The following is a 22,431-nucleotide window of genomic DNA, read 5'->3' on the forward strand; positions in this document are numbered from 1 at the left end:
GCCGCGGCCGCGGAGCGGCCCCGTACTTCTCTCAGCGCCTGGCGTGCCTTTTCTGTCACACCCCGCTGCGTCCGTGTGTTGTTGCGGGTTGTACAAATTGTGGACGCGGCCCCACGGGAGGACGTAGCGTGCTGATTCGCGCAGGGTGGCGCAGTGGTGACCAGCTGCTATTTGGGACAGGTTGAGGGAGTGCTGGGGGACGACGCGGAGCTGACCGCCGCGGTGCTCGCGGCGCAGGACGGGGACGAGAGTGCCTTCCGTTCTGTGTACCGCGCCGTGCACCCGCGGCTGCTCGGCTATGTACGCACTCTGGTGGGCGAGCCGGACGCCGAGGACGTCGCGTCCGAGGCCTGGCTGCAGATAGCGCGTGACCTCGACCGGTTCAGCGGCGACGCGGACCGCTTCCGCGGCTGGGCCGCACGGATCGCCCGCAACCGCGCCCTCGACCACATCCGCATGCGGGGCCGCCGCCCCGCCGTCGGCGGCGACGAGACCGAGCTCACCGGCAAGCCCGCCGAGTCGGACACCGCGGACGAGGCCATGGAGGCCCTCGCCACCGGCAACACCATGGCGCTCATCGCCCAGCTGCCGCAGGACCAGGCCGAGGCCGTCGTGCTTCGTGTTGTGGTCGGCCTCGACGCGAAGAGCGCGGCCAAGACTCTGGGCAAGCGGCCCGGCGCGGTACGGACGGCCGCGCACCGCGGACTGAAGCGGCTGGCCGAGCTGCTGGGCGCGGACGGCCCGTACGGAGCGGACGGTACGGACGGTGCTGATGGGGCGTACGGGGCGGACGGCTCCAACCAGGACAACCCCGGCACAGAGCCCGCCGAGCGCGGCGTGGATCTGAATGGCGTACCGCCGCAGCGTGGCCCACGGCCGGGCGTGACGGCTCCCGCTGGTGTGACGCATTCACGCCTGCGGACGCAGAAGGACATGTGATGGCCGACGAGCGGTACGAGTGGCTTGACAAGGAAGCGGCGGAGCGGCTGCTGCGCGGTGACCCGGTCGAGGCCGCCGACGAACACGCACGCGCTCAGGCCGCACGACTTTCCCGTGCCCTGTACGACACCAACAGGGGCGGCACTCACGCCTACGCCGACGAGGACGAAATGCCCGGTGAGGCGGCCGCGTTGGCCGCTTTCCGCAAGGCCAGGGCGGATGCCGCGGCACCCGCCGGCGACACCCTCGGCACGGTGCGGCTGGCTCGTCCCACGCGTCCCGCGTTCGGTATGCGCCTGGGCCGCCCGGTGCGCTTCGGGCTGGTCGCGGCGGTGGCAGGATGCGCGCTCGGCGGTGTCGCCGTGGCGGCGGGCACGGGCCTGTTGCCCAGTCCTTTTGACGGTCCTCTACCCGCGTCGACCGTCTCGGCCGCCGCGACCCCGCAGCCGCTGGCCTCCGACCTTCCCAGCGATGGAACCCTCACGCCGCCACAGGCGCCGGGTTCGCCCAGCACGCCGGCGTCGCCGTCGCAGAGCACCGGCGGCAGCCGGAGTCCGGAGCCGACGAGCGGTCCCGAGGGCGGCGATTTCGGCAAGCAGGGCGACACGGACAAGAAGCGGAAGGCCAAGCTGCGCCGCAAGACGGTCGAGGCATGCCGCGACTACCGCAGCGGCCGCATCAGCCCGGAGCGCATGCGGGACCTGGAGGCGCTGGCCAAGGGGCCCGGCCGGGTCGAGCACTTCTGTGACCGGCTGCTCGACGGCGAGTCCGGGGGCGACAAGGACGACAACGACAGCGGCGGCAGTGGTGACGGCGACGACGGCGACGGCGGCGACGGGGACGGTGGTGCCGGGCGGCTCCCCGGTTCCGTCGGCACCGCGGGCGGCGCTTCCCTGCCGCCGGTCTCCTGGTCGCAGCTGCCCGCGGAGCCCGCGCCGCTGCCGTCCGAAAATGCTCCCCGGCCCTCGCTGAGCCCAGCGCTGCGCGCGCTCTGACCTGTGGTTTCTCGACAGTGACGAATTTCGGTCGGCCAGGTGTGACGTTTTTTGAGCCTACGGCGCAGTAAAGAGTGAGCCGACTGGTCATCGGCTGCGCCAGAAGCCGGGGTTCCCCCCGTACCTACGGCTGGGCGCAAATGGCGCGGGCGGGACACGTTCCCCCGGTCCCGCCCGCGCCGCTCCCTCCCAGGTCGCGCGCCGGCAGATCTCGCCGGTCGCTCACCGTGGATCACCCCGGTCACTCACCAGTAGATGACGACCTTGTCGCCGTTGTGGACCTGCGCGAAGAGCGAGGCGATCTTCCCCTTGTCCCGGACATTGACACAGCCGTGGGAAGCGCCGTTGTAGCCGCGGGCCGCGAAGTCCGAGGAGTAGTGCACCGCCTGGCCGCCGCTGAAGAACATCGCGTACGGCATGGACGTGTGGTAGATCGTCGAGACATGGTCCCTGGACTTGCTGAACACGCTGAAGGTTCCCTCACGGGTGGGCGTGTACTGCGAGCCGAAGCGCACGTCCATCGTCGACTGCACATGGCCGTCGATCACCCATGAGAGCGTGCGGGTGGTCTTGCTGATGCAGAGCACCCGGCCGGTCTTGCAGCGCGGGTCGAGCTTCGCCGACGGCTTGTTGACGGCCTTGCCGTCCAGCTCGTCGCGCGTCGGCTGCTTCGTCATACCGAGCAGCTTCTGCCAGGTCACGGTGTCCGTGTCGCCGGTGGGGGGCAGCCCGCGCTTGCCCTGGAAGCCCTTGACCGAGGCGACTGTGACCGGACCGTAGGTGCCGGTCGGCCGGTCGTCGAACCAGCCGATCTGGGCCAGCCTGGCCTGAAGTTCGCGCACCTGCTGACCCTTTGAGCCGCCGGCCATCAGCACCTCGGGCTTCGCGGTCTCGCTCGCCTGCTCGCTCGGCCTGCCCGTCGGGGACGCGCCGTCGGACGCCGACGGCGTCTGTGCGGCTTCCGGTGCGGTCGCCGAGCTGCCGGGCTTGGCGTCGGCCACCGGCCGGCCGGTCGCGGCCTGCGCCGTACAACCGGAGGCCACGGCCACCACGGCGGCCGCGGCCATTGCTCTGCGTATGACGTTTTTCCGAAGCATGTCGCCCCCCTGTATCCCTTGTGCCTCAAGAGACAGATTTCCGCTCTGCCCGGTTGCGCAATCCCGCGCATGATGGGGAAGAGGCTGTGAGGAACGTCCCAGCACACGGCCCTCCAACCGTCGAAGGCCCGCCGCTACAGTCCGGGGCGAGGGTCAGTTACCAACGAGTAGCTTCACGAACGGCTTCAGCGGGAGGCACAGACATGGCGCGCGAGTCCGAGTCGGGACTGCCCATCGAACCGGTCTACGGACCCGACGCACTGGATGGGTGGGAACCGGCCGAGAAGCTGGGCGAGCCCGGCTCGTACCCCTTCACCCGCGGCGTCTACCCGAGCATGTACACGGGCCGCCCCTGGACCATGCGCCAGTACGCGGGCTTCGGCACCGCCGTCGAGTCCAACGCCCGCTACCAGGACCTCATCGCCCACGGCACCATGGGCCTGTCCGTCGCCTTCGACCTGCCGACCCAGATGGGCCACGACTCGGACGCGCCCATCGCACACGGCGAGGTCGGCAAGGTCGGCGTCGCCATCGACTCGCTCGACGACATGCGGGTGCTGTTCGACGGGATCCCGCTGGACAAGGTCTCCACGTCGATGACCATCAACGCCCCGGCCGCGCTGCTCCTGCTGCTCTACCAGCTCGTCGGCGAGGAGCAGGGCGTCCCGGCCGACCAGCTCACCGGCACCATCCAGAACGATGTGCTCAAGGAGTACATCGCCCGCGGCACCTACATCTTCCCGCCCAAGCCCTCGCTGCGGCTGATCGCCGACATCTTCAAGTACTGCAAGGCCGAGATCCCGAAGTGGAACACCATCTCGATCTCCGGCTACCACATGGCGGAGGCCGGGGCCTCGCCCGCGCAGGAGATCGCCTTCACGCTCGCGGACGGGATCGAGTACGTCCGCACCGCCGTCGCCGCCGGCATGGACGTCGACGACTTCGCGCCGCGGCTCTCCTTCTTCTTCGTCGCCCGTACGACGATCCTGGAGGAGGTCGCCAAGTTCCGTGCCGCGCGCCGGATCTGGGCGCGGGTGATGAAGGAGGAGTTCGGCGCCAAGAACCCCAAGTCGCTCATGCTGCGCTTCCACACCCAGACCGCGGGTGTGCAACTGACCGCGCAGCAGCCCGAGGTGAATCTGGTGCGTGTCGCGGTGCAGGGCCTCGCGGCGGTCCTCGGCGGCACCCAGTCGCTGCACACCAACTCCTTCGACGAGGCGATCGCGCTCCCGACGGACAAGTCGGCCCGGCTCGCCCTGCGGACCCAGCAGGTCCTCGCGTACGAGACCGATGTCACCGCGACCGTCGACCCCTTCGCGGGCAGTTACGTCGTGGAGAAGATGACGGACGAGGTGGAGGCGGCGGCGCTGGCGCTGATGCAGCGGGTCGAGGACCTGGGCGGCGCGGTCAGCGCGATCGAGCACGGCTTCCAGAAGAACGAGATCGAGCGCAGCGCGTACCTGATCGCGCAGCAGACGGACTCGGGCGAGCGGGTCGTCGTCGGCGTCAACCGCTTCACGCTGGACGTCGAGGAGCCGTACGAGCCGCTGCGGGTCGACCCGGCGATCGAGGCGCAGCAGGCGGAGCGGCTGGCGAAGCTGCGGGCCGAGCGCGACCAGTCAGCCGTTGACGCGGCGCTGGCGGCACTGCAGAAGGCCGCGGAGGGCACGGACAACGTCCTCTACCCGATGAAGGACGCACTGAAGGCGCGGGCGACCGTGGGCGAGGTGTGCAATGCGCTGCGCGCGGTGTGGGGCACCTACGTCCCGACCGACGCCTTCTGAGCGGTCTTCCGTCATCCGGAACGCAAAGGCGGAGTGTCGTACCCATGTGCGACACTCCGCCTCATGCTGGGTGTCACCGATCTGCCGACCTACCTCGCCGGCCTTGTCCTTATCGTTCTGCTGCCGGGACCGAACTCGCTCTATGTGCTCTCGGTCGCGGCCCGCCGCGGTGTGCGCACGGGCTACAACGCCGCCGCCGGTGTGTGGTGCGGCGACACCGTGCTGATGGTGCTGTCGGCCGCGGGCGTTGCCTCGCTGCTCCAGGCCAATGCCGTGCTCTTCGGGATAGTGAAGTTCGCCGGCGCCGGCTATCTGACCTGGCTGGCGGTCGGGATGCTGCGCGCGGCCCGGTCGATGTGGCGCACCCGCCGTGAGGTGACGGCCGAGCAGCCGGCCGCGCCGGACGCGTCCGGCGCCGAGCGGCCGTTCCGGCGGGCGTTTGTGATCAGCCTCTTCAACCCGAAGGCGATCCTCTTCTTCATCGCCTTCTTCGTGCAGTTCGTCGACCCCGGGTACGCCTACCCGGCGCTGTCGTTCGTGGTCCTCGGCGCGCTCGCGCAGCTGGCCAGCTTCCTCTATCTGACGCTGCTGATATTCACCGGCACCCATCTGGCCGCCGCCTTCCGCCGTCGCAAGCGGCTGTCGGCGGGTGCGACGTCGGCGGCCGGCGCGCTGTTCCTCGGCTTCGCGGTGAAGCTGTCGCTCAGCAGCACCTGACGCGCTTCAGATAGCCGGTCAGGCCCCTCGCGTCCTCGCCAGCCCAGCCGACATACCCGTCGGGCCTGACGAGGAAGAGCCCCTTGCCGTACGGCTCGTACGCGTCGATGCGGTGTACGTGTACCCACTCACCCTCCAACGGCGGCAGTTCGGCGTCCGTACCCACCGCGAGCAGGGTGAAGTGCGGGCCGCGGAAGAGGTCGAAGAGCCGCCGTCCGCCGGGCAGCGGGCCGTCGGGGGCGCGGTCGCCCGCCTGAAGGGCGCCCGCGGAGCCGTCGGAGAGCGGGCCGCCGCGGTAACCGAGGCCCAGCTGCCGGGTGGCCGCGCCGCGCTGCTCCTGGCCGCGGTGGATACGCGTCGACAGGCCGAGCATCTGTGCGGCGACGGGCAGCCGCTCCTCCTCGTACGTGTCGAGCAGCGAGTCGGGCGCGCCGTGGCGCAGCACCTGGCCGAGCTTCCAGCCGAGGTTGTAGGCGTCCTGGACGCTGGTGTTGAGGCCCTGCCCGCCCGCGGGTGAGTGGACATGGGCGGCGTCGCCCGCGAGGAAGACGCGTCCTTCGCGGAAGCGGTCGGCCATGGCGGCGCGGGGCCGGAAGTCGGAGGCCCACAGCACGTCGGTGACGTCGTGGGCGGCGAGGTGGGTGCGGGCGGCGATCAGCTCCCGTACGCCCTCGGCCGAGATGTCGGGCTCGCCCTGGGTGAACTGGCCGATGACCTGGAAGTCGTCGGTGCCGGGCAGCGGGCAGACGGCGAGATGGCCGGTGCCGCCGTCGCCGGGGAAGATGTGCCAGTTGAGCCGGTCGAGCGCGGGGATGCGGACATCGGCCACCAGCATCGGGGCCGGGTCGACGCTCTCCCCGGTCATCGCGATACCGAGGGCCCGGCGGACCGTGCTGCGGCCGCCGTCGGCCGCGACCGCGAACGCGGCGCGGACGGTACCGGTCGACAGTTCGGCGGTCACCGCGTCGGCGTCCTGGGTGATCCCGGTCAGGGCCGTGCCGAAGGCGACGCTCCCACCGAGCTCGGTCAGGCGCTGGTGCAGGATCTGCTGGGTGCGCCACTGGGGGAGCAGCCAGGGCTCGCCGTAGGGCTCCGTCTCCGTCGGCCCGGGGCGGTCGAACATGTCGTGCTCGCCCTGCCGGACGCCGTGCTGCCAGACCATGCCGACCGGGGCCGTGCCGCCGGCGACGAGCACCGCGTCCAGCACGCCGAGGTCGTGGAGTACCTCCAGGGTGCGCGGCTGGATGCCCTTGCCGCGGGAGCCGGGGAAAAGGGTGTCCGACCGCTCGACGACGAGGGTGCGCACGCCGCGGCGGGCGAGATCGCAGGCGAGGGCGAGACCGGTGGGTCCGGCGCCGACGACCAGTACCCCGATTTCCTTAACGTTGTTAAGTTCCATGCCTCAGAGGGTGCACTTAACGCTGTTAAGTTGTCAAGGGGGTGCGGGTAGGTTGGCCACGTGGCTACGGAACGACTCGACCGGACCCGGGTGGCGCGCACCGCCCTGCGCCTGCTCAACGAAGTGGGCCTCGAAGGGCTGACATTGCGCGCCATCGCCAAGGAACTCGACGTCAAGGCCCCGGCGCTGTACTGGCACTTCAAGGACAAGCAGGCGCTGCTCGACGAGATGGCCACGGAGATGGTGCGGCGGATGACGGCGGACATGACGCCGTCGGGGCCGCCGGCGGACTGGGCCGAGGCGCTGACAGCGGCGATGCGGGGGCTGCGGGAGCATCTGCTGCGGTACCGGGACGGCGCGAAGGTCTACAGCGGCACGCACTACACCGACACGAGCTACGCGGCCGCGATGGAGGCGCATCTGCGGCTGCTCACCGAGGCGGGCTTCACGGCGGCCGGGGCGGCGCGCGCGTGGTTCACGGCGTACAGCTACACGATCGGCTACGTGATCGAGGAGCAGGCGATGGGGCCGGACCCGGCGACGGGTGCGGGGTTCGACCTGGCGGCCCGCGCGGAGCGACTGGCGGCGTATCCGCTGGTCGCGGCGGCGGGGGAGGAGCTCTTTGGGCGGCAGGAGGAGGGGTTCGAGGCGGGGTTGGCGGCGGTGGTGGCGGGGGTGGGTGTGGTGTTCCGGGGCGCGTGAGTTTCCCCTACCCGTCCCTTCCCGGAACTGGGGGCAAGCCCCCGTACCCCCGCACACCGGCTTCGCGGCGCGCCGGGGGTGCGGGGCGGAGCCCCCGAAAACACGTTCAGCCCCGGACTACCCGCGCAACGCGGCGCGCTTGGCGGACCAGCCGCCGCGCCGTCGCGTTGCGCGGGACCGGGATCCCGCCCGGTAGCCCCAGCACCGTCAGCCGGCGGCGCTTGAAGTAGCGCCGGGTGCGGGCGTTCAGATGGGCGCCGAGATAGCTCTCCGCCGCCGGCCGCAGATCCGGCCTGATCTGTGGCTGCATCGCGAAGCCGACCGCGCCGACCAGGCCCCTCAGCGTCTCGTCCGCCTCCCCGGGCGCCCCCGCCTCCCCCTCCGCCAGGTCCGGCAGCAGCGCGTCGACGATCGTCAGCGGGATCCGGTTGCTGTTCTGGTACGGCGTCAGCCGGTCGAGCAGCGGCTCGGTGCCGATCCGGGCGACCGGGATGCCGTAGAACGTGCTCGCCGTGCACAACGCGGTCGAGAAACAGCCCGCCACCAGGGCGGGCCGCAGCCGGCGGTAGACCACTTCCGCGATCAACGGGCGGTCCAGGACCGTCAGTTCGGCATCGAGCGCCGCCGCCTCGCGCTCCAGGGTGCGCGTCCAGGACGCCGGAGCCGTCGGGTGCGGCTTGAATACAATCCGGCGGTGGCCGAGCGCGACCGCGCCGCGCACCATCCGGATGTGCAGGGCCTCTTCCTCCTCGGGCGTGATGATGCCCAGCGCCGCGAGGTACTGGCCGAGCAGCAGCGCCGCGCCCTCCTCCGCGCCCTCTCCCACGGGCGCAGGATCCGTCACGGCGTCGGAGAGTTCGGCGATGACCTTGACGAAGGCCTCCGTCGGCACGACCTGCGGCTCCGCCTCGAACTCCGCGAGCAGCAGCGGCTTCAGGCCCGGCACCAGATCCAGGTGGAAGAGCCTGCGCACCCGCTCGCCGACCAGCGGGTCGATCTTGTTGCGGGTGGGGCCGTAGCTCATGAGGCCGTCCGCGTACACATCCAGTGCGGCGTCCGGGAAGAGCTGCGCGATCGAGAGCGCCGGGGTGACCTGGATGGACTCGACGGCCAGCTCGATCCGGTCGTCGCCCAGGTCCCACAGCATCCGCAGATACCGCTCCCACAGCGGGACGTCGTCCGGGCGCGGGGACCAGCCGCCCGGATGGAAGGGCGCGATGGTCTCGTTCCAGGAGAGCACCCCGTCGAAGCGGCCGCGCAGCCGCTCGAAGCCCGGCATACGGTCCAGCGAGGGCGACGTCTCGGGCGTGGTGGAGTTGTTGGCGACCAGGAGCAGCCGTCGGTCGGCGGTCTGGAAGGCGCCGCTGTCGATCGCCGCGGCCAGCGTGGCGGCCCCGTACAGCGAGGATGCGTAGAAGATCTGGGTCGTGCGCATCAGGCCGCGGCCTCCGCGGAGAGTGGGGCGGGCCGGCGGCGCAGCCTGCGCAGCTTCGACGCGCGTTCGATGTCCATCGAGCCGAGCGCGTCCTTGAGAATGTCCTGCGGCATCCGCTTCAGCGCCGCCGCGCTCATCGCACGCAATTTCCGGGCCACTGCGGGTTCGAACCTCTCTACTGATCCCAAGTGGTGGGAAATAACAGCACAGTACGTCCGTACGGCTTTTGGCAGCAGCCGATCGGAATCCGGATCCTTTGCCGTTTCTTCGAGCACCTGGTCGAATGCGCGGATGAAATCCAGCTGACGAATGTCACCGATTTGTGTCAGGGATGATGCGATCCCGCGTCGGTAGAAGATCCCCAACTCGCTGATGGCGGCGAAGGACTTTGCCTCGCGGTGCAGCCGCCAGATCCACGGCCGGTCCTCGGCGGTGCGCAGCCCGTCCGAGAAGTGCAGCAGCCCGCGCTCCGCGAGCCGCCGGTGGTACATCCCCGCCCAGGCCATCGGGTAGTCGACGCTCGTCGAGCGGTCGGCGGGCAGGATCGCGTCGCGCGGCCGCAGCACCTCGCCGCGCCGCCCGACCGGGACGCGGTGGACCGTACGGGCCCTGGCCGTGCACTGCACATGGTCGGTGCGGACGAAGTCGCAGCCCAGTGCCTCGATGGCGGCGAGCAGCCGTTCGTAGTGGCCGGCCGCCAGCCAGTCGTCGCCGTCCAGGAAGGTGAGGTACTCCCCGCTCGCGGCGTCCAGACCGGTGTTCCGCGCGGTGGCGAGCCCGCCGTTCTGTTCATGTCTGATCAGCCGGGCTCCCGGAACCTCACGCTCCGCGCACTCCAGGATCTCCGGTGTCCCGTCCGTCGAACAGTCGTCGACGAGCAGGAATTCGAAGTCCTCGCGGGCGTTCGCCTGGAGACTTCTGAGGGTGTCGGGGGCATATGTCTGCACGTTGTAGAACGGCACGATGACGGAGAGCTTAACCACCCGCGTGAGGTTAGGGCGGTGCCCGGCATTCGTCCTGACCCTGAGAGAGATGGCGGGTGAACAGAAAGCGACGGACTTGTTAATCGGTTTGATTCATGGCCCTTTTCGCCAATCGTAGACACGCTGTTAACCAGCTGTTGTAGTCGAGTTGGGCCGTCAAACCACATGCCTTTCTAACGTCCTCGGCGTGCCATCAAGTACCAGTGAGGCCGTACGGATCGCCGTACTCGCCGACTCCGACACCCGGTGGAAATGGGGCGCGCTCACCGCGCGTCGTATCGCCCCGGGCGATGCCCCGGATTCCATCGAGCTGAGCGGCTTTCTGCTGCGCGGCCGAGCCACTCCCACGGCCCGCCAGCTCGCCGAGGTGGGCGTGAGCGCCGACGAGCTGCGCGAGGTGACCGGGAACGAGTTCCTGGGGACGATACGGGACGCGGACGAGCCGTACGACGTGATCGTCCTCGCGCTCGTCGGCGGCACCGTCCAGGCCATGCTGCACGGACTCGGCGCCCTGCCGCTGCCGCGGCGGCCCGTCGTCGTCACCGGCTATGTCGGCGTCGTCTACGAGAAGCTCGCCGACGGACTGCTGCTGCGGCACGGCGCGGACGTCGTACTCGCCAACTCCCGGCACGACGCGGACCGTTTCCGCGCGGTGTACGAGGGCGTGGGCGCCGACGCCTCGTGTGTCACCGAGGCCGCGCTGCCTTTCCTCGGCGGCGCGCCCTACCGGGCCGAGGAGGACCGCGACACCGTCGTCTTCGCGGCCCAGCCCTCCGTGCCCGAGTCCCGCGCCGACCGCACCTATCTGCTGCGCCGACTGGTCGAGCACGCAAGACTCCACCCGCACCGCGAGGTGCTGCTGAAGCTGCGCTCCAAGCCCGGCGAGCACACCACGCACCTCGAAGAACTGCCGTACCAGAAGCTCGCCGACAGGCTGCCCGGCGGACTGCCGCCCAACTTCCGCCTGGTGTACGGGCACATGGGCGAGGTCCTCGACGGCACCGACCTGCTGGTGACTCTCTCCTCGACGGCCGCGCTGGAGTCCCTGCACCGCGGCATCCCCACCGCGCTCCTCACCGACCTGGGTGTGCGTGAGGCGCTCGGCAACCACCACTTCCTCGGCTCCGGGCTGCTCACCTCCTGGGACCGGCTCGACGGCGGCCACCGTCCGGCCCCCGACCCGGACTGGCTGGCGCGGCAGGGCGTCGCCGCCGACGGTGCGTACGACACGGCCTTCGACGCGGCCCGCAAGCGCGTCGCCGAGCTGCTGGAACGCCCCGAACTCCCACCGCTCGCTCCGTACTACACGCCCGCGACAGCGCCCGGCTATCTGCCCGGCATCCTCGCCCGCCACCACCTGGCCCCCGACGGCACCCCGCTGCCGGGCGCGGCTGCCACGGCCGAGATCAGCGGCGTACGGCGGGTGGTGCGCGACGCCGTACGGAACGCGGCACGCGGCGCGTACCGCCACGGCGTGCAGCGCGTCGCCCCCCTCATCCGCCGGCTGGGCGAGCTGTGAGCCCCCACCGCACGCCTGTGATCAACTCCCGTACTCAGGAGCACCGATGACCGTCCTCGCCGTGATCCCCGCCCGTGGCGGCTCCAAGGGCGTACCGGCCAAGAACCTGGCCCCCGTGGGCGGCGTGCCGCTCGTGGCGCGCGCCGTGCGCGAGAGCCTTGCCGCCCGCCTGGTCACGAGCGTCGTGGTCTCCACGGACGACCCGGACATCGCGGCCGCCGCACGCAGCGCCGGTGCCGAAGTGGTGCTGCGCCCCGCGGCGATCGCGGGGGACACCGCCACCAGCGAGGCCGCGGTGCTGCACGCGATGGACGCGCACGAGGCGATGCACGGCAGGCCCGTGGACGTGGTCCTGCTCGTCCAGTGCACCAGCCCGTTCCTGTCGTGCGAGGACGTCGAGGGCGTGGCGTCCGCGGTCATCGAGGGCGGCGCGGACAGCGCGGTGACCGTCGCGCCCTTCCACGGCTTCGTCTGGCGCGAGGAGGACGGCGACGTCGGCTCCGCGGGGACCGTCGGCGCCCAGCGTGTCGCCGGCTCCACGGCGCTGCTCGTCGAGGCAGTCAAGGCCTCGGGGTACGGCGTCAACCACGACGCGTCCTTCCGGCCGCGCCGCCAGGACCGGCCGCAGGACTTCCTGGAGACCGGGGCCGCGTACGCGATGTCCGCCACCGGTTTCCGGGACGCCGGGCACCGCTTCTTCGGCCGCACCGCGCTGGTACGCACCGACCCGGCGCGCGTCCTGGAGGTCGACGACCCGCACGACCTCGACCGGGCGCGCGCGCTCGCACCGCTGCTCGACACCCCCGAGCTGCCCACGCGCGAGGACGTCGACGCCGTCGTCCTGGACTTCGACGGCACGCAGACCGACGACCGCGTGTACATCGACGCGGACGGCCGCGAGACCGTCGCCGTGCACCGCGGCGACGGCCTCGGCGTCGCGCACCTTCGCAGGGCCGGCCTGGAGCTGCTCATCCTGTCCACCGAGCAGAACCCGGTCGTCGCCGCCCGCGCCCGCAAACTCAGGATCCCCGTCCTGCACGGCATCGACCGCAAGGACCTCGCACTGAAGCAGTGGTGCGAGGAGAACGGGATCGCGCCGGAGCGGGTGCTCTACGTCGGCAACGACGTCAACGACCTTCCGTGCTTCCACCTCGCCGGCTGGCCCGTGGCCGTCGCGAGTGCGCACGGCTCCGTACGTGCCGCCGCGCGCGCGCTCACCACCGCGCGCGGCGGCGAGGGGGCGATCCGCGAGATCGCCGCCTGGCTCCTCGGCCCGACGCTCCACGTCGGTGCCGACACGGCCCCTGCCGTCACCGCCCCCGCCAACACCCACCACACCCCTGCCTCGTCCCACAACTCCCCTGAAAAGTAAGGAACTTCCCCCCATGAGCACGTCCCGTCTGCGCACCCTCGGCACCAAGACCGCGGGCCCCGGTAACTCCGTGTACGTCACCGGCGAGATCGGCATCAACCACAACGGCGACCTGCACAACGCCTTTGCGCTCATCGACGCCGCCGCCGACGCGGGCTGCGACGCGGTCAAGTTCCAAAAGCGCACCCCCGAGATCTGCACGCCGCGCGACCAGTGGGACATCGAGCGCGACACCCCCTGGGGCCGGATGACGTACATCGACTACCGCCACCGGGTGGAGTTCGGCGAGGACGAGTACCGCCAGATCGACGCGCACTGCAAGAAGCGCGGCATCGACTGGTTCGCGTCCCCGTGGGACACCGAGGCCGTCGCCTTCCTGGAGAAGTTCGACGTCCCGGCCCACAAGGTCGCCTCCGCCTCGCTCACCGACGACGAGCTGCTGCGCGCCCTGCGTGCCACCGGCAAGACCGTCATCCTCTCCACCGGCATGTCCACGCCGCGGCAGATCCGGCACGCGGTGGAGGTGCTCGGCAGTGACAACATCCTGCTCTGCCACGCCACGTCGACGTACCCGGCGAAGGCCGAGGAGCTCAACCTCCGCGTGATCAACACCCTCCAGGCCGAGTACCCGAACGTCCCGATCGGCTACAGCGGCCACGAGACGGGCCTGCAGACCACGCTCGCCGCGGTCGCGCTCGGCGCCGCGTTCGTCGAGCGCCACATCACGCTCGACCGCGCGATGTGGGGCTCCGACCAGGCCGCCTCGGTCGAGCCGGGCGGGCTGCAGCGACTGGTCCGCGACATCCGGACCATCGAGACCGCGCTCGGTGACGGCGTCAAGAAGGTCTACGAGTCCGAGCTCGCGCCGATGAGGAAGCTGCGCCGGGTCGCGGGCGTCGTCGCCGAGGCGGGCGACCGTGAGCCGGCCGCGGTCTGACGTGTCCGACGCCGCGCCGAGTCGTCCCGCCGCCGAGCTGTGTCGTCCCGCCAACCGGGAATCACGAGGTGAACGACGGTGAATCTCGCTTTCGTCGAGAGTCCGGTCCAGCTTCTGAATGTCCTGGAGTGGGCCCACGCCCGGCCGGGTGCGCGGCTGGCCGGTGTCCCCGGGCAGCCGACGGGCCCGGCCGGGACCACGCGGCTCCCGGTCGCCGACCTCACCGTGGTCGTCCTGTCGCCCACGGACCCGATGTCGCGGGGCCAGCTGCGCCGGATGGCGGAGCTGGCCCGCGACGAGGGGTTCACGGTGCGCTGGCAGGAGGCGCGCGGCGGGGCGGGCGCGCCGCTGAAGACGGTGCGCGAGCTGGCCCCGATGCTGCACCGTGCCGAGCGCATCGTGATCGGGGACCCGTTCTCGCGCTACGTACAGATGCTGCTGACACTGTTCGGCGGCAAGGATCTGACCGTGGTCGACGACGGCACCGCCACGATGGAATTCGTGGCGCAGCTGGCGCGCGGCGAGAAGCTGGTGCGCTGGCACCGGCGCGGCAGGCGCGGCCCGCGCGAGCTCGTCCTCGCACCGGTCACCTTTCTGGCCCGCCGCAGGCTCACCCCGTCCCGCGGCCGTGACGTCGAGGTCTTCACCTCGATGCCGGTCGAGCCGCCGCCGGGGGTGACGCTCACACCGAACCGGTTCGCCTGGACCCGCTCCCGCTTCGGACCGCCCAAGATCACCCGGGGTGCCGACCTGGTGGGCACGTCCCTCGTGGAGACGGGGGTCGTCGACCCGGACCAGTATGTGGAGGCGGTCGCCGCGCTGGCCCGTACGCACGGTGCGACGCGCTACTTCGCGCACCGCCGCGAGAGCTCCGACAAGCTGCACCGGCTGGCCGTCGAGACCGGTCTGGAGATCGTCCGCCCGGATCTGCCGCTGGAGCTGATCGCCCGCCGTGGCCCGATCGGCGGTACGGTCCTCAGTTTCCCCTCCACCGTGGTGCACACCCTGCCGCTCGCCCTGGTGGGCACGGGCATCAGGGTCGCGGTCTGCGACATCGCTCCGGAGTGGCTCAGGGACACTGCGTCACCGCGGGCCCAGGGGTTCCTGGCGGGGGTGACAGGGACCGCCCGGGATGTGCAGCGGCTGCCCGCACCGGCCTGAAACCGTGATCGTTCAGCCGTCCGCCGGTTGAGGTACGGTCGAGAAGAGGCGTGAGCTTACCCACACGCGTGGGCAATCATGCACCTCGGGGCCACCTTTCCTTACCCTAACGGGCTGAACTTTTGTTGATCAGTGGTCAGTTGGCCGGTCTCTGGGCCTACTCTTCAACAGGTGAACCAACTGATGTCCCGCGAGTCCGAAGCCGACCTGCCCGGTGAAGCGCCCGGGGAAGCAGTACTGCCCGGAACGCTGTCCGAATCGCTGCGCGCCGAACTGATCACCTTCCGCCGCGACTTGCACATGCACCCCGAGCTCGGCAACCAGGAGTTCCGTACCACGGCCGCGCTCAAGGCGCGACTGGAACAGGCCGGGCTCAGGCCCCGCGTGCTCTCCACCGGCACCGGGCTCATGTGTGACATCGGCGGCCGGGACGGGAACCGTCCCTTCTTCGCGCTCCGCGCCGACATCGACGCGCTCCCCATCCCGGACACCAAGACCGGGGTGCCCTACCGCTCCACCGTCCCCGACCGGGCCCACGCCTGCGGGCACGACGTGCACACCGCCGCGGTCCTCGGCGCCGGGCTCGTGCTCGCGGACCTCGACCGGCAGGGGCTGCTGCCGCAGCCGGTCCGGCTGATCTTCCAGCCCGCCGAGGAGGTGCTGCCCGGCGGGGCGCTCGACGCCATCGAGTCGGGCGTCCTCGAAGGCGTGAGCAAGATCATCGCGGTGCACTGCGACCCCAAGGTCGAGGCGGGCGTCATCGGGCTGCGCCCCGGCCCCATCACCTCCGCCTGCGACCGGCTCGAGGTCACCCTCGACGGCCCCGGCGGTCACACCGCCCGCCCGCATCTGACCACCGACATGGTGAATGCCGCCGCGAAGGTCGTCACCGAGGTCCCCGCCCTGCTCGCCCGCCGCGTCGACACACGCTCCGGGCTTGCGGTGACCTGGGGCCGTATCGAAGCGGGCCACGCCTGCAATGTCATCCCGCAGCACGCGGAGCTGTCCGGAACCGTTCGCTGCCTGGATCTGGCGGGCTGGCGCGCGGCTCCCGATCTGGTGCACGCCGCCATCGACGAGATCGCCACCCTGTACCGGGCCAAGTCGCAGATCAACTACATCCGCGGGGTCCCGCCGGTGGTCAACGACCCCGTCGTCACCGAGCTGCTGCGCGACGCGCAGACCGCGCGCCGGGGATCGTACGCAATCGAGGACACCGAACAGAGCCTGGGCGGCGAGGACTTCTCCTGGTACCTGGAGCATGTCCCGGGCGCGATGGCGCGCCTGGGCGTGCGCACGCCGGGCGACACCACCCGGCGTGATCTGCACCGGGGCGACTTCGACGCGGACGAGCACGCGATCACGGTCGGTGTGGAGCTCTTCACGGCGGCCGCGCTGCTCGACGGCCGCGCCTGAGCCGCGACGGCGTTCATTGAGGCGGCCCGCCGATGTTCTCGGCGGGCCGGTTCGTTTGATCGTCGCAATGCTCATGCCAATGCCTGCGAAGGCGGTCTTTCGGGTGTTCAATGGCTTGCAGCACCTCCTGCAACGTTCGAGTGACCGAATGGCTTGATCGCGTCGCTGCGTGTAGCTGCCACGGCTGAGGTGGCATGCTTGTGAGTCGTCTGCCAAGAGTTGGCGGGTTCGCTGTTCGCGACGATCCGATAACGACTCATGAACAGGTCTTTAACTGACATCTACGCGCGTTACGATCGCGGCAAAACCAGCGCCGGAAGAGGCGCTTTCGGTCAGTCTTGAAGGGACCCTTCCTCTTGCGCCGGGTATCCAAGATCACTGCCGCGTGTATCGCCACCGCGGCCCTCGCTTTCACCGCCACCGCGTGTGGCGAGTCGTCCACCGAGTCCTCGGGCTCGACCCAGGGCACCCTCAAGATCGGCATGGCCTACGACGTCGGCGGCCGTGGCGACAACTCCTTCAACGACTCCGCGGCCCGCGGTCTGGACAAGGCCAAGGCCGAGTTCAAGGCCGAGACCAAGGAGCTCACCGCCAAGAACGGTGAGACCCCGGCCGACCGTGAGGCGCGGCTGGCCTCCCTCGCCGAGGGCGGCTACAACCCCGTCATCGCCGTGGGCTTCGCCTACAAGGACGCGCTCGACAAGGTCGCGGCCAAGTACCCGAAGGTCAACTTCGGTCTGGTCGACTCCGTCGCCGAGGCGAAGAACGTCGACAACATCGTCTTCACCGAGGAGCAGGGCTCGTACCTCGCCGGTGTCGCGGCGGCGCTCAAGTCCAAGGACGGTCAGATCGGCTTCATCGGCGGTGTGGACCTTCCGCTGATCAAGAAGTTCGCGGCCGGCTTCCAGCAGGGCGTCCTGGAGACCAACCCCAAGGCCAAGGTGCAGATCCAGTACCTGACCACGGGCTCGGACCTCTCCGGCTTCGGCAGCCCGGACAAGGGCAAGGCCGCGGCCAAGGGCATGCTCGACAAGGGCATCGACGTCATCTACGCGGCGGCGGGCGGCTCCGGCGCCGGTGCGATCGAGGCCGTGGCCGCCCAGAAGGGCGCCTGGGCCATCGGTGTCGACTCCGACCAGGCCAAGGACCCGGCTCTGGCCAAGTACGCCGGCTCGATCCTGACGTCGGTCGTCAAGAACGTGGACACTGGTGTCTACGAGCTCGCCAAGTCCGTCAAGGACGGCAAGCCGCTCACCGGCACGCACGTGTACTCGCTCGCCGAGAACGGCGTCAGCCTGACCACCACGGGTGACCACCTCAAGGACATCCAGGCCAAGCTCGACGAGGCGAAGAAGAAGATCGTCGACGGCACCATCAAGGTCAAGACCACGACCTGACCGGCCCGTGATCGGGGCCCGGAGGAGCTGCTTCGGCCGCTTGTCCGGGCCCCGACCCGCGTAGCGGGTTCGGCCCTTCAACAATTTGGCGGCGCTACGCGCGTAGCACCCCCACTACGCGGTATTTTTCGCCACCACCGCCTCTGCTCCTCCCACTCCCTGCCTAGGAGAGTGCGCCATCAAAGCGTCCAGCACTTCCCATGCCGTAGAGCTCCGCGGCATCACCAAGCGATTCCCCGGGGTCGTGGCCAACCACGACATCGACATCACCGTGCGCCGCGGCACCGTGCACGCCCTCGTCGGCGAGAACGGTGCGGGCAAGTCCACTCTGATGAAGATCCTTTACGGCATGCAGAAGCCGGACGAGGGCACCATCGCGGTGGACGGCGAGCAGGTCTCGTTCCACGATCCCGGCGACGCCATCGACCGCGGCATCGGCATGGTGCACCAGCACTTCATGCTCGCCGACTACCTCACCGTCCTCGAGAACGTCGTCCTCGGCTCCGAGAAGCTGCACGGCATCGGCGACAAGGCCCGCGCCAAGATCAAGGAGATCTCGGACGCGTACGGCCTAAACATCCGTCCCGACGCCTATGTCGAGGACCTCGGTGTCGCCGACCGCCAGCGTGTGGAGATCCTCAAGGTCCTCTACCGCGGCGCCCGCATCCTCATCCTCGACGAGCCGACCGCCGTGCTCGTCCCGCAGGAGGTCGACGCGCTCTTCGAGAACCTGCGCGGACTCAAGGCCGAGGGCCTCACGGTCATCTTCATCTCGCACAAGCTGGGTGAGGTGCTGTCGGTCGCCGACACGATCACGGTCATCCGCCGCGGCACCACGGTCGGCGACGCCGACCCGAAGTCGGTCACCACCAAGCAGCTCGCCGAGCTGATGGTCGGCAGCCAGCTGCCCTCGCCGGAGACCCGTGAGTCGACCGTCACCGACACGCCGATGCTCACGGTCGAGGACCTGCGGCTGACCGCCACCGACCCCGACGGTGTCGTACGCGCGGTGCTCGACGGCATCAACTTCACCATCCACAAGGGTGAGGTGCTCGGCATCGCCGGCGTCGAGGGCAACGGCCAGTCCGAACTGGTCGAGGCCATCATGGGCATGCGGACCCCGGACACCGGCGTCCTCACCCTGAACAGCGACGACATCTCGCACGCGCCGACGCGCAAGCGCCGCGAGCACGGTGTCGCCGTCATTCCCGAGGACCGTCACCGGCACGGACTGCTGCTGGAAGCCCCGCTCTGGGAGAACCGCATCCTCGGCCATGTCACCGAGGAGCCCAACAGCAAGGGCGCGTTCCTCGACCTCAAGGCCGCCCGCGCCGACACCGCGCGGATCGTGCGCGAGTACGACGTACGCACCCCCGGTATCGAGGTCACCGCGGCCTCCCTCTCCGGCGGCAACCAGCAGAAGCTGATCGTCGGCCGCGAGATGAGCCACAGCCCGAAGCTGCTGATCGCCGCCCACCCCACCCGCGGTGTGGACGTCGGCGCGCAGGCGCAGATCTGGGACCAGATCCGCGCGGCACGCCGCGAGGGCCTGGCCGTACTGCTCATCTCCGCGGACCTGGACGAGCTGATCGGGCTCTCCGACACGCTGCGTGTCATGTACCGCGGCCAGCTGGTCGCCGACGCCGACCCTGCCACCATCACTCCCGAGGAGCTGGGCTCGGCCATGACGGGTGCCGCCACCGGCCACCTCGAAGCGCCGGGCAACGACGCCGACAGCCACCCCGTCAACGACCCCGACGGGGGAGAGGACCGATGAAGAAGATCGACAAGGAGCGAGTGCTCCTGGGGATTGCCGCGCCCCTGCTCGCGATCGTGGTCGCCTTCCTGGTGACGGCCCTGGTGCTGGCCGCCACCGGCAAGGAGCCGTTCAACGCCTTCGGCATCATGTTCGACTACGGCACGAAGTCGGACAGCCAGGTCTACATCCTGAACAAGGGCACCACGTACTACCTGGCGGGTCTCGCGGTCGCCCTCGGCTTCCGGATGAACCTGTTCAACATCGGTGTCGACGGCCAGTACCGGCTCGCGGCCTTCTTCGCCGCCGCGCTCGGCGGCGCGCTCACCCTCCCGGGCGTCGTCCAGATCCCGCTGATCATCATCACCGCGATGATCGTCGGCGCGATGTGGGCCGGTATCGCCGGTGTTCTCAAGGTCACCCGGGGAGTCAGCGAGGTCGTCTCGACGATCATGCTGAACGCGATCGCCACCGCGATCATCGGCTACCTCCTCCAGGTCGGCCGGCTCGGCCACCTCGACGAGGCCGGCACGAAGATCTCCACCACCCCGATCCCCGAGTCCTCGCACTTCTTCGAGTTCCCGACCACGCCGACCCCCATCTGGGGCTTCATCGTGATCGCGATCGTCGCGGGCATCGGGTACTGGTTCGCGCTGTCGCGCACCCGCTTCGGCTTCGACCTCCGTACGGTCGGCCAGTCCGGCTCCGCGGCCGAGGCCAGCGGCGTCGATGTGAAGAAGATGGTCGTCACCTCGATGCTGATCTCCGGCGCCATGGCCGGTCTGATCGGTATGCCGACCCTGCTCAACGACTCCTTCGAGTACAGCGGTGACTTCCCGGTCGGTGTCGGCTTCACCGGCATCGCCATCGCCCTCCTCGGCCGCAACAACCCCGTCGGCATCGCGCTCGGCGCGGTGCTCTGGGCCTTCCTGGAGCGCGGCTCCGGAAAGCTCGAATTCGAGGGCTACGACAAGGAGATCGTCGGCGTCATCCAGGGCGTCATCGTCCTGTGTGTCGTCATCGCCTACGAAGTGGTGCGCCGCTACGGCATCAAGCGCCAGCAGCGGCAGGTCGGCGAGAAGCTCGCCGCCCAGGCCCGTAACTCCGACCAGCAGGAGGTGTCGGCGTGAGCGCCACGGCGACTTCCACCCCGCCGCCCGCGGCCCCCAAGGTGGCCGGCGGCAAGGGCGGCCGCACCCGCCTCTCACTCCCCGTCATTCTGCTGATCATCGCGGGAGCCCTGCTCGCGCTGTCCGCGGTGCGTGCCATCACCGGCGCCCAGGACATCACGTCGGCGGGTCAGATCAGCGCGGCCCTCGCCATGGCGGTGCCGATCGGCCTCGCCGGTCTCGGCGGTCTGTGGGCCGAGCGCGCGGGCGTGGTCAACATCGGCCTCGAAGGCATGATGATCCTGGGCACCTTCTTCGGTGCCTGGGCCGGCTGGCAGACCAGCCCCTGGCTCGGCGTACTCGCCGGTGTGCTCGGCGGCATGTTCGGCGGTCTGCTGCACGCGGTCGCCACCGTCACCTTCGGCGTCGACCACATCATCTCCGGTATCGCGATCAACATCCTGGCGGTCGGTGTCACCACCTACTTCGCCAAGCTGTGGTTCAACACCGGTGAGGCGGCGGCCAGGGGCGGCAGCCCCAAGCAGTCCCCGCCGGTCGACGAGATCACCTCGGTGACGATTCCAGGGATCTCCGACTGGCTGCATTCGATCGAGGCGCACCACTGGTTCTTCGTCTCGGACCTGGCAGGTGTGCTGGGCGGCGTGGTCACCAACCTGTCGCTGCTGACGATCCTGGCGGCGGTGCTGTTCGTGCTGACCTTCTGGGTGCTGTGGAAGACGGCGTTCGGTCTGCGGCTGCGCTCCTGTGGCGAGAACCCGATCGCGGCGGAGTCGCTCGGCGTCAACGTCTACACGTACAAGTACGTCGCGGTGATCGTCTCCGGCGGTCTGGCGGGTCTCGGCGGCGCGTTCCTCTCGCTCGTCACCTCGCACATCTACAACGAGGGCCAGACGGGCGGCCGCGGTTACATCGGCCTCGCGGCGATGATCTTCGGTAACTGGCGGCCCGGCGGACTCGCCATGGGCGCGGGCCTGTTCGGCTTCTCCGACGCGCTCCAGCTGCGCAACGGTGGCGAGTCCGTCCATGCGCTGCTTCTGCTGCTGGTGGTCGTGCTCGCGGGTCTCGCGGTGTGGAAGGCCTACCGCAAGAGCTTCGTCACGGCCGTGATCAGCGCGGTCATCGCCGCGCTGGTGCTGGTCTGGTACCTCGCCACGGACACCGTCCCGAACGAGTTCGTGACCGCGACGCCGTATGTCGTCACCCTGCTCGTGCTCTCGATCTCCGCGCAGCGGCTGCGGATGCCGAAGGCCGACGGAATGCGCTACCGCAAGGGTCAGGGCAAGTGACGACGTCCGTGACCTTCGACTGGGACGCTCTGCGGAGGCAGGCGCGCGAGGCGATGTCGCACGCGTACGCCCCCTACTCGGGCTACCCGGTCGGAGTCGCGGCGGTCGTCGACGACGGCCGCACGGTGACCGGCTGCAACGTCGAGAACGCCTCGTACGGGCTCAGCCTGTGCGCGGAGTGCGGCCTCGTCTCGCAGCTCCAGGCCACCGGCGGCGGCCGGCTGACCCACTTCACCTGTGTGGACGGCCGGGGCGAGGTCCTGGTCCCGTGCGGCCGGTGCCGTCAGCTGCTGTTCGAGTTCGGCGGGCCCGAACTGCTGCTGGAGACCCCCCAAGGGGTGCTCCCGCTCTCCGAGATGCTGCCGCAGTCCTTCGGGCCCGGGCATCTGGGCTAGCCCCGCGGCCC

The 22,431-nt window shown here is 70.2% G+C and carries 19 protein-coding genes; 15 read left to right on the forward strand and 4 right to left on the reverse strand.

What is annotated here, in order from left to right; translation table 11 throughout:
* Nucleotides 1-189: 189 nt before the first annotated feature.
* Together ACQEVG_RS24095 and ACQEVG_RS24100 are read left to right on the forward strand one after the other, a co-directional pair.
* Complete coding sequence (locus tag ACQEVG_RS24095) at nucleotides 190-939, forward strand: RNA polymerase sigma factor (RefSeq protein WP_432992844.1); 750 nt, start codon at nucleotides 190-192, stop codon at nucleotides 937-939.
* Complete coding sequence (locus tag ACQEVG_RS24100; protein ID WP_432987316.1) at nucleotides 939-1,934, forward strand: hypothetical protein; 996 nt, start codon at nucleotides 939-941, stop codon at nucleotides 1,932-1,934. The genes ACQEVG_RS24095 and ACQEVG_RS24100 overlap by 1 nt, the downstream gene beginning before the upstream one ends.
* A gap of 245 nt (nucleotides 1,935-2,179) precedes the next feature.
* Here the strand turns inward: ACQEVG_RS24100 and ACQEVG_RS24105 are convergent, their stop codons facing one another.
* Entirely contained in the window at nucleotides 2,180-3,031 is an 852-nt protein-coding gene (locus tag ACQEVG_RS24105) for a L,D-transpeptidase family protein (RefSeq protein WP_432987318.1), read from the reverse strand.
* A 203-nt stretch (nucleotides 3,032-3,234) separates the two neighbouring features.
* On the opposite strand from ACQEVG_RS24105, the gene ACQEVG_RS24110 reads away from it, so the two are divergent.
* Together ACQEVG_RS24110 and leuE are read left to right on the forward strand one after the other, a co-directional pair.
* On the forward strand, nucleotides 3,235-4,815 hold the full coding sequence (locus ACQEVG_RS24110; RefSeq protein ID WP_432987320.1) for an acyl-CoA mutase large subunit family protein: 1,581 nt from the start codon (nucleotides 3,235-3,237) through the stop codon (nucleotides 4,813-4,815).
* A 63-nt stretch (nucleotides 4,816-4,878) separates the two neighbouring features.
* A complete protein-coding gene (gene leuE, locus ACQEVG_RS24115; RefSeq protein ID WP_432987322.1) occupies nucleotides 4,879-5,532 on the forward strand; it encodes a leucine efflux protein LeuE in 654 nt (217 codons plus the stop codon).
* On the opposite strand, the gene ACQEVG_RS24120 is transcribed toward leuE, so the two are convergent.
* Nucleotides 5,519-6,931, reverse strand: a complete 1,413-nt coding sequence (locus ACQEVG_RS24120) for an FAD-dependent monooxygenase (RefSeq protein ID WP_432987324.1) — start codon at nucleotides 6,929-6,931, stop codon at nucleotides 5,519-5,521. The two genes, leuE and ACQEVG_RS24120, sit on opposite strands and share 14 nt — an antisense overlap.
* Before the next feature lie 60 nt (nucleotides 6,932-6,991).
* Between ACQEVG_RS24120 and ACQEVG_RS24125 the strand changes: the two genes are divergently transcribed.
* Nucleotides 6,992-7,633, forward strand: coding sequence for a TetR/AcrR family transcriptional regulator C-terminal domain-containing protein (locus tag ACQEVG_RS24125; protein WP_432987326.1), 642 nt, complete (start codon nucleotides 6,992-6,994; stop codon nucleotides 7,631-7,633).
* Between the two features lie 106 nt (nucleotides 7,634-7,739).
* On the opposite strand, the gene ACQEVG_RS24130 is transcribed toward ACQEVG_RS24125, so the two are convergent.
* Together ACQEVG_RS24130 and ACQEVG_RS24135 are read right to left on the reverse strand one after the other, a co-directional pair.
* On the reverse strand, nucleotides 7,740-9,068 hold the full coding sequence (locus ACQEVG_RS24130; RefSeq protein ID WP_432987328.1) for an alpha-2,8-polysialyltransferase family protein: 1,329 nt from the start codon (nucleotides 9,066-9,068) through the stop codon (nucleotides 7,740-7,742).
* Complete coding sequence (locus ACQEVG_RS24135; RefSeq protein WP_432987330.1) at nucleotides 9,068-10,051, reverse strand: glycosyltransferase family 2 protein; 984 nt, start codon at nucleotides 10,049-10,051, stop codon at nucleotides 9,068-9,070. The genes ACQEVG_RS24130 and ACQEVG_RS24135 overlap by 1 nt, the downstream gene beginning before the upstream one ends.
* 187 nt (nucleotides 10,052-10,238) lie before the next feature.
* Here ACQEVG_RS24135 and ACQEVG_RS24140 point away from each other — a divergent pair, with 187 nt between their 5' ends.
* The 10 genes from ACQEVG_RS24140 to ACQEVG_RS24185 all read left to right on the forward strand — a co-directional run bounded on the left by ACQEVG_RS24140 (nucleotide 10,239) and on the right by ACQEVG_RS24185 (nucleotide 22,420).
* Nucleotides 10,239-11,570, forward strand: a complete 1,332-nt coding sequence (locus ACQEVG_RS24140) for a DUF6716 putative glycosyltransferase (protein ID WP_432987332.1) — start codon at nucleotides 10,239-10,241, stop codon at nucleotides 11,568-11,570.
* Nucleotides 11,571-11,616: 46 nt separating this feature from the next.
* Nucleotides 11,617-12,942, forward strand: a complete 1,326-nt coding sequence (locus tag ACQEVG_RS24145; RefSeq protein ID WP_432987334.1) for a cytidylyltransferase domain-containing protein — start codon at nucleotides 11,617-11,619, stop codon at nucleotides 12,940-12,942.
* A gap of 13 nt (nucleotides 12,943-12,955) precedes the next feature.
* Complete coding sequence (locus ACQEVG_RS24150; protein WP_432987336.1) at nucleotides 12,956-13,879, forward strand: N-acetylneuraminate synthase family protein; 924 nt, start codon at nucleotides 12,956-12,958, stop codon at nucleotides 13,877-13,879.
* A gap of 78 nt (nucleotides 13,880-13,957) precedes the next feature.
* Nucleotides 13,958-15,040, forward strand: coding sequence for a hypothetical protein (locus ACQEVG_RS24155; protein ID WP_432987338.1), 1,083 nt, complete (start codon nucleotides 13,958-13,960; stop codon nucleotides 15,038-15,040).
* A gap of 183 nt (nucleotides 15,041-15,223) precedes the next feature.
* Nucleotides 15,224-16,456 carry an amidohydrolase gene (locus ACQEVG_RS24160; RefSeq protein WP_432992847.1) on the forward strand — a complete coding sequence of 411 codons (1,233 nt, stop codon included), beginning with the start codon at nucleotides 15,224-15,226 and terminating at the stop codon, nucleotides 16,454-16,456.
* A 356-nt stretch (nucleotides 16,457-16,812) separates the two neighbouring features.
* A complete protein-coding gene (locus ACQEVG_RS24165; protein WP_432987340.1) occupies nucleotides 16,813-17,853 on the forward strand; it encodes a BMP family lipoprotein in 1,041 nt (346 codons plus the stop codon).
* Nucleotides 17,854-18,031: 178 nt separating this feature from the next.
* Nucleotides 18,032-19,630: an ABC transporter ATP-binding protein gene (locus ACQEVG_RS24170; RefSeq protein WP_432992850.1), complete on the forward strand. Its 1,599-nt coding sequence runs from the start codon at nucleotides 18,032-18,034 to the stop codon at nucleotides 19,628-19,630.
* The gene (locus ACQEVG_RS24175; RefSeq protein WP_432987343.1) at nucleotides 19,627-20,739 is read left to right on the forward strand and encodes an ABC transporter permease; all 1,113 of its coding nucleotides are present in this window, start codon (nucleotides 19,627-19,629) and stop codon (nucleotides 20,737-20,739) included. Before ACQEVG_RS24170 ends, ACQEVG_RS24175 begins: the two co-directional genes overlap by 4 nt.
* Complete coding sequence (locus tag ACQEVG_RS24180; RefSeq protein ID WP_432987345.1) at nucleotides 20,736-22,025, forward strand: ABC transporter permease; 1,290 nt, start codon at nucleotides 20,736-20,738, stop codon at nucleotides 22,023-22,025. Before ACQEVG_RS24175 ends, ACQEVG_RS24180 begins: the two co-directional genes overlap by 4 nt.
* Nucleotides 22,022-22,420, forward strand: coding sequence for a cytidine deaminase (locus ACQEVG_RS24185; protein WP_432987347.1), 399 nt, complete (start codon nucleotides 22,022-22,024; stop codon nucleotides 22,418-22,420). The genes ACQEVG_RS24180 and ACQEVG_RS24185 overlap by 4 nt, the downstream gene beginning before the upstream one ends.
* Nucleotides 22,421-22,431 lie beyond the last annotated feature (11 nt).

This window comes from Streptomyces sp. CA-135486 (assembly GCF_050936555.1).
Taxonomy (GTDB): Bacteria; Actinomycetota; Actinomycetes; order Streptomycetales; family Streptomycetaceae; genus Streptomyces.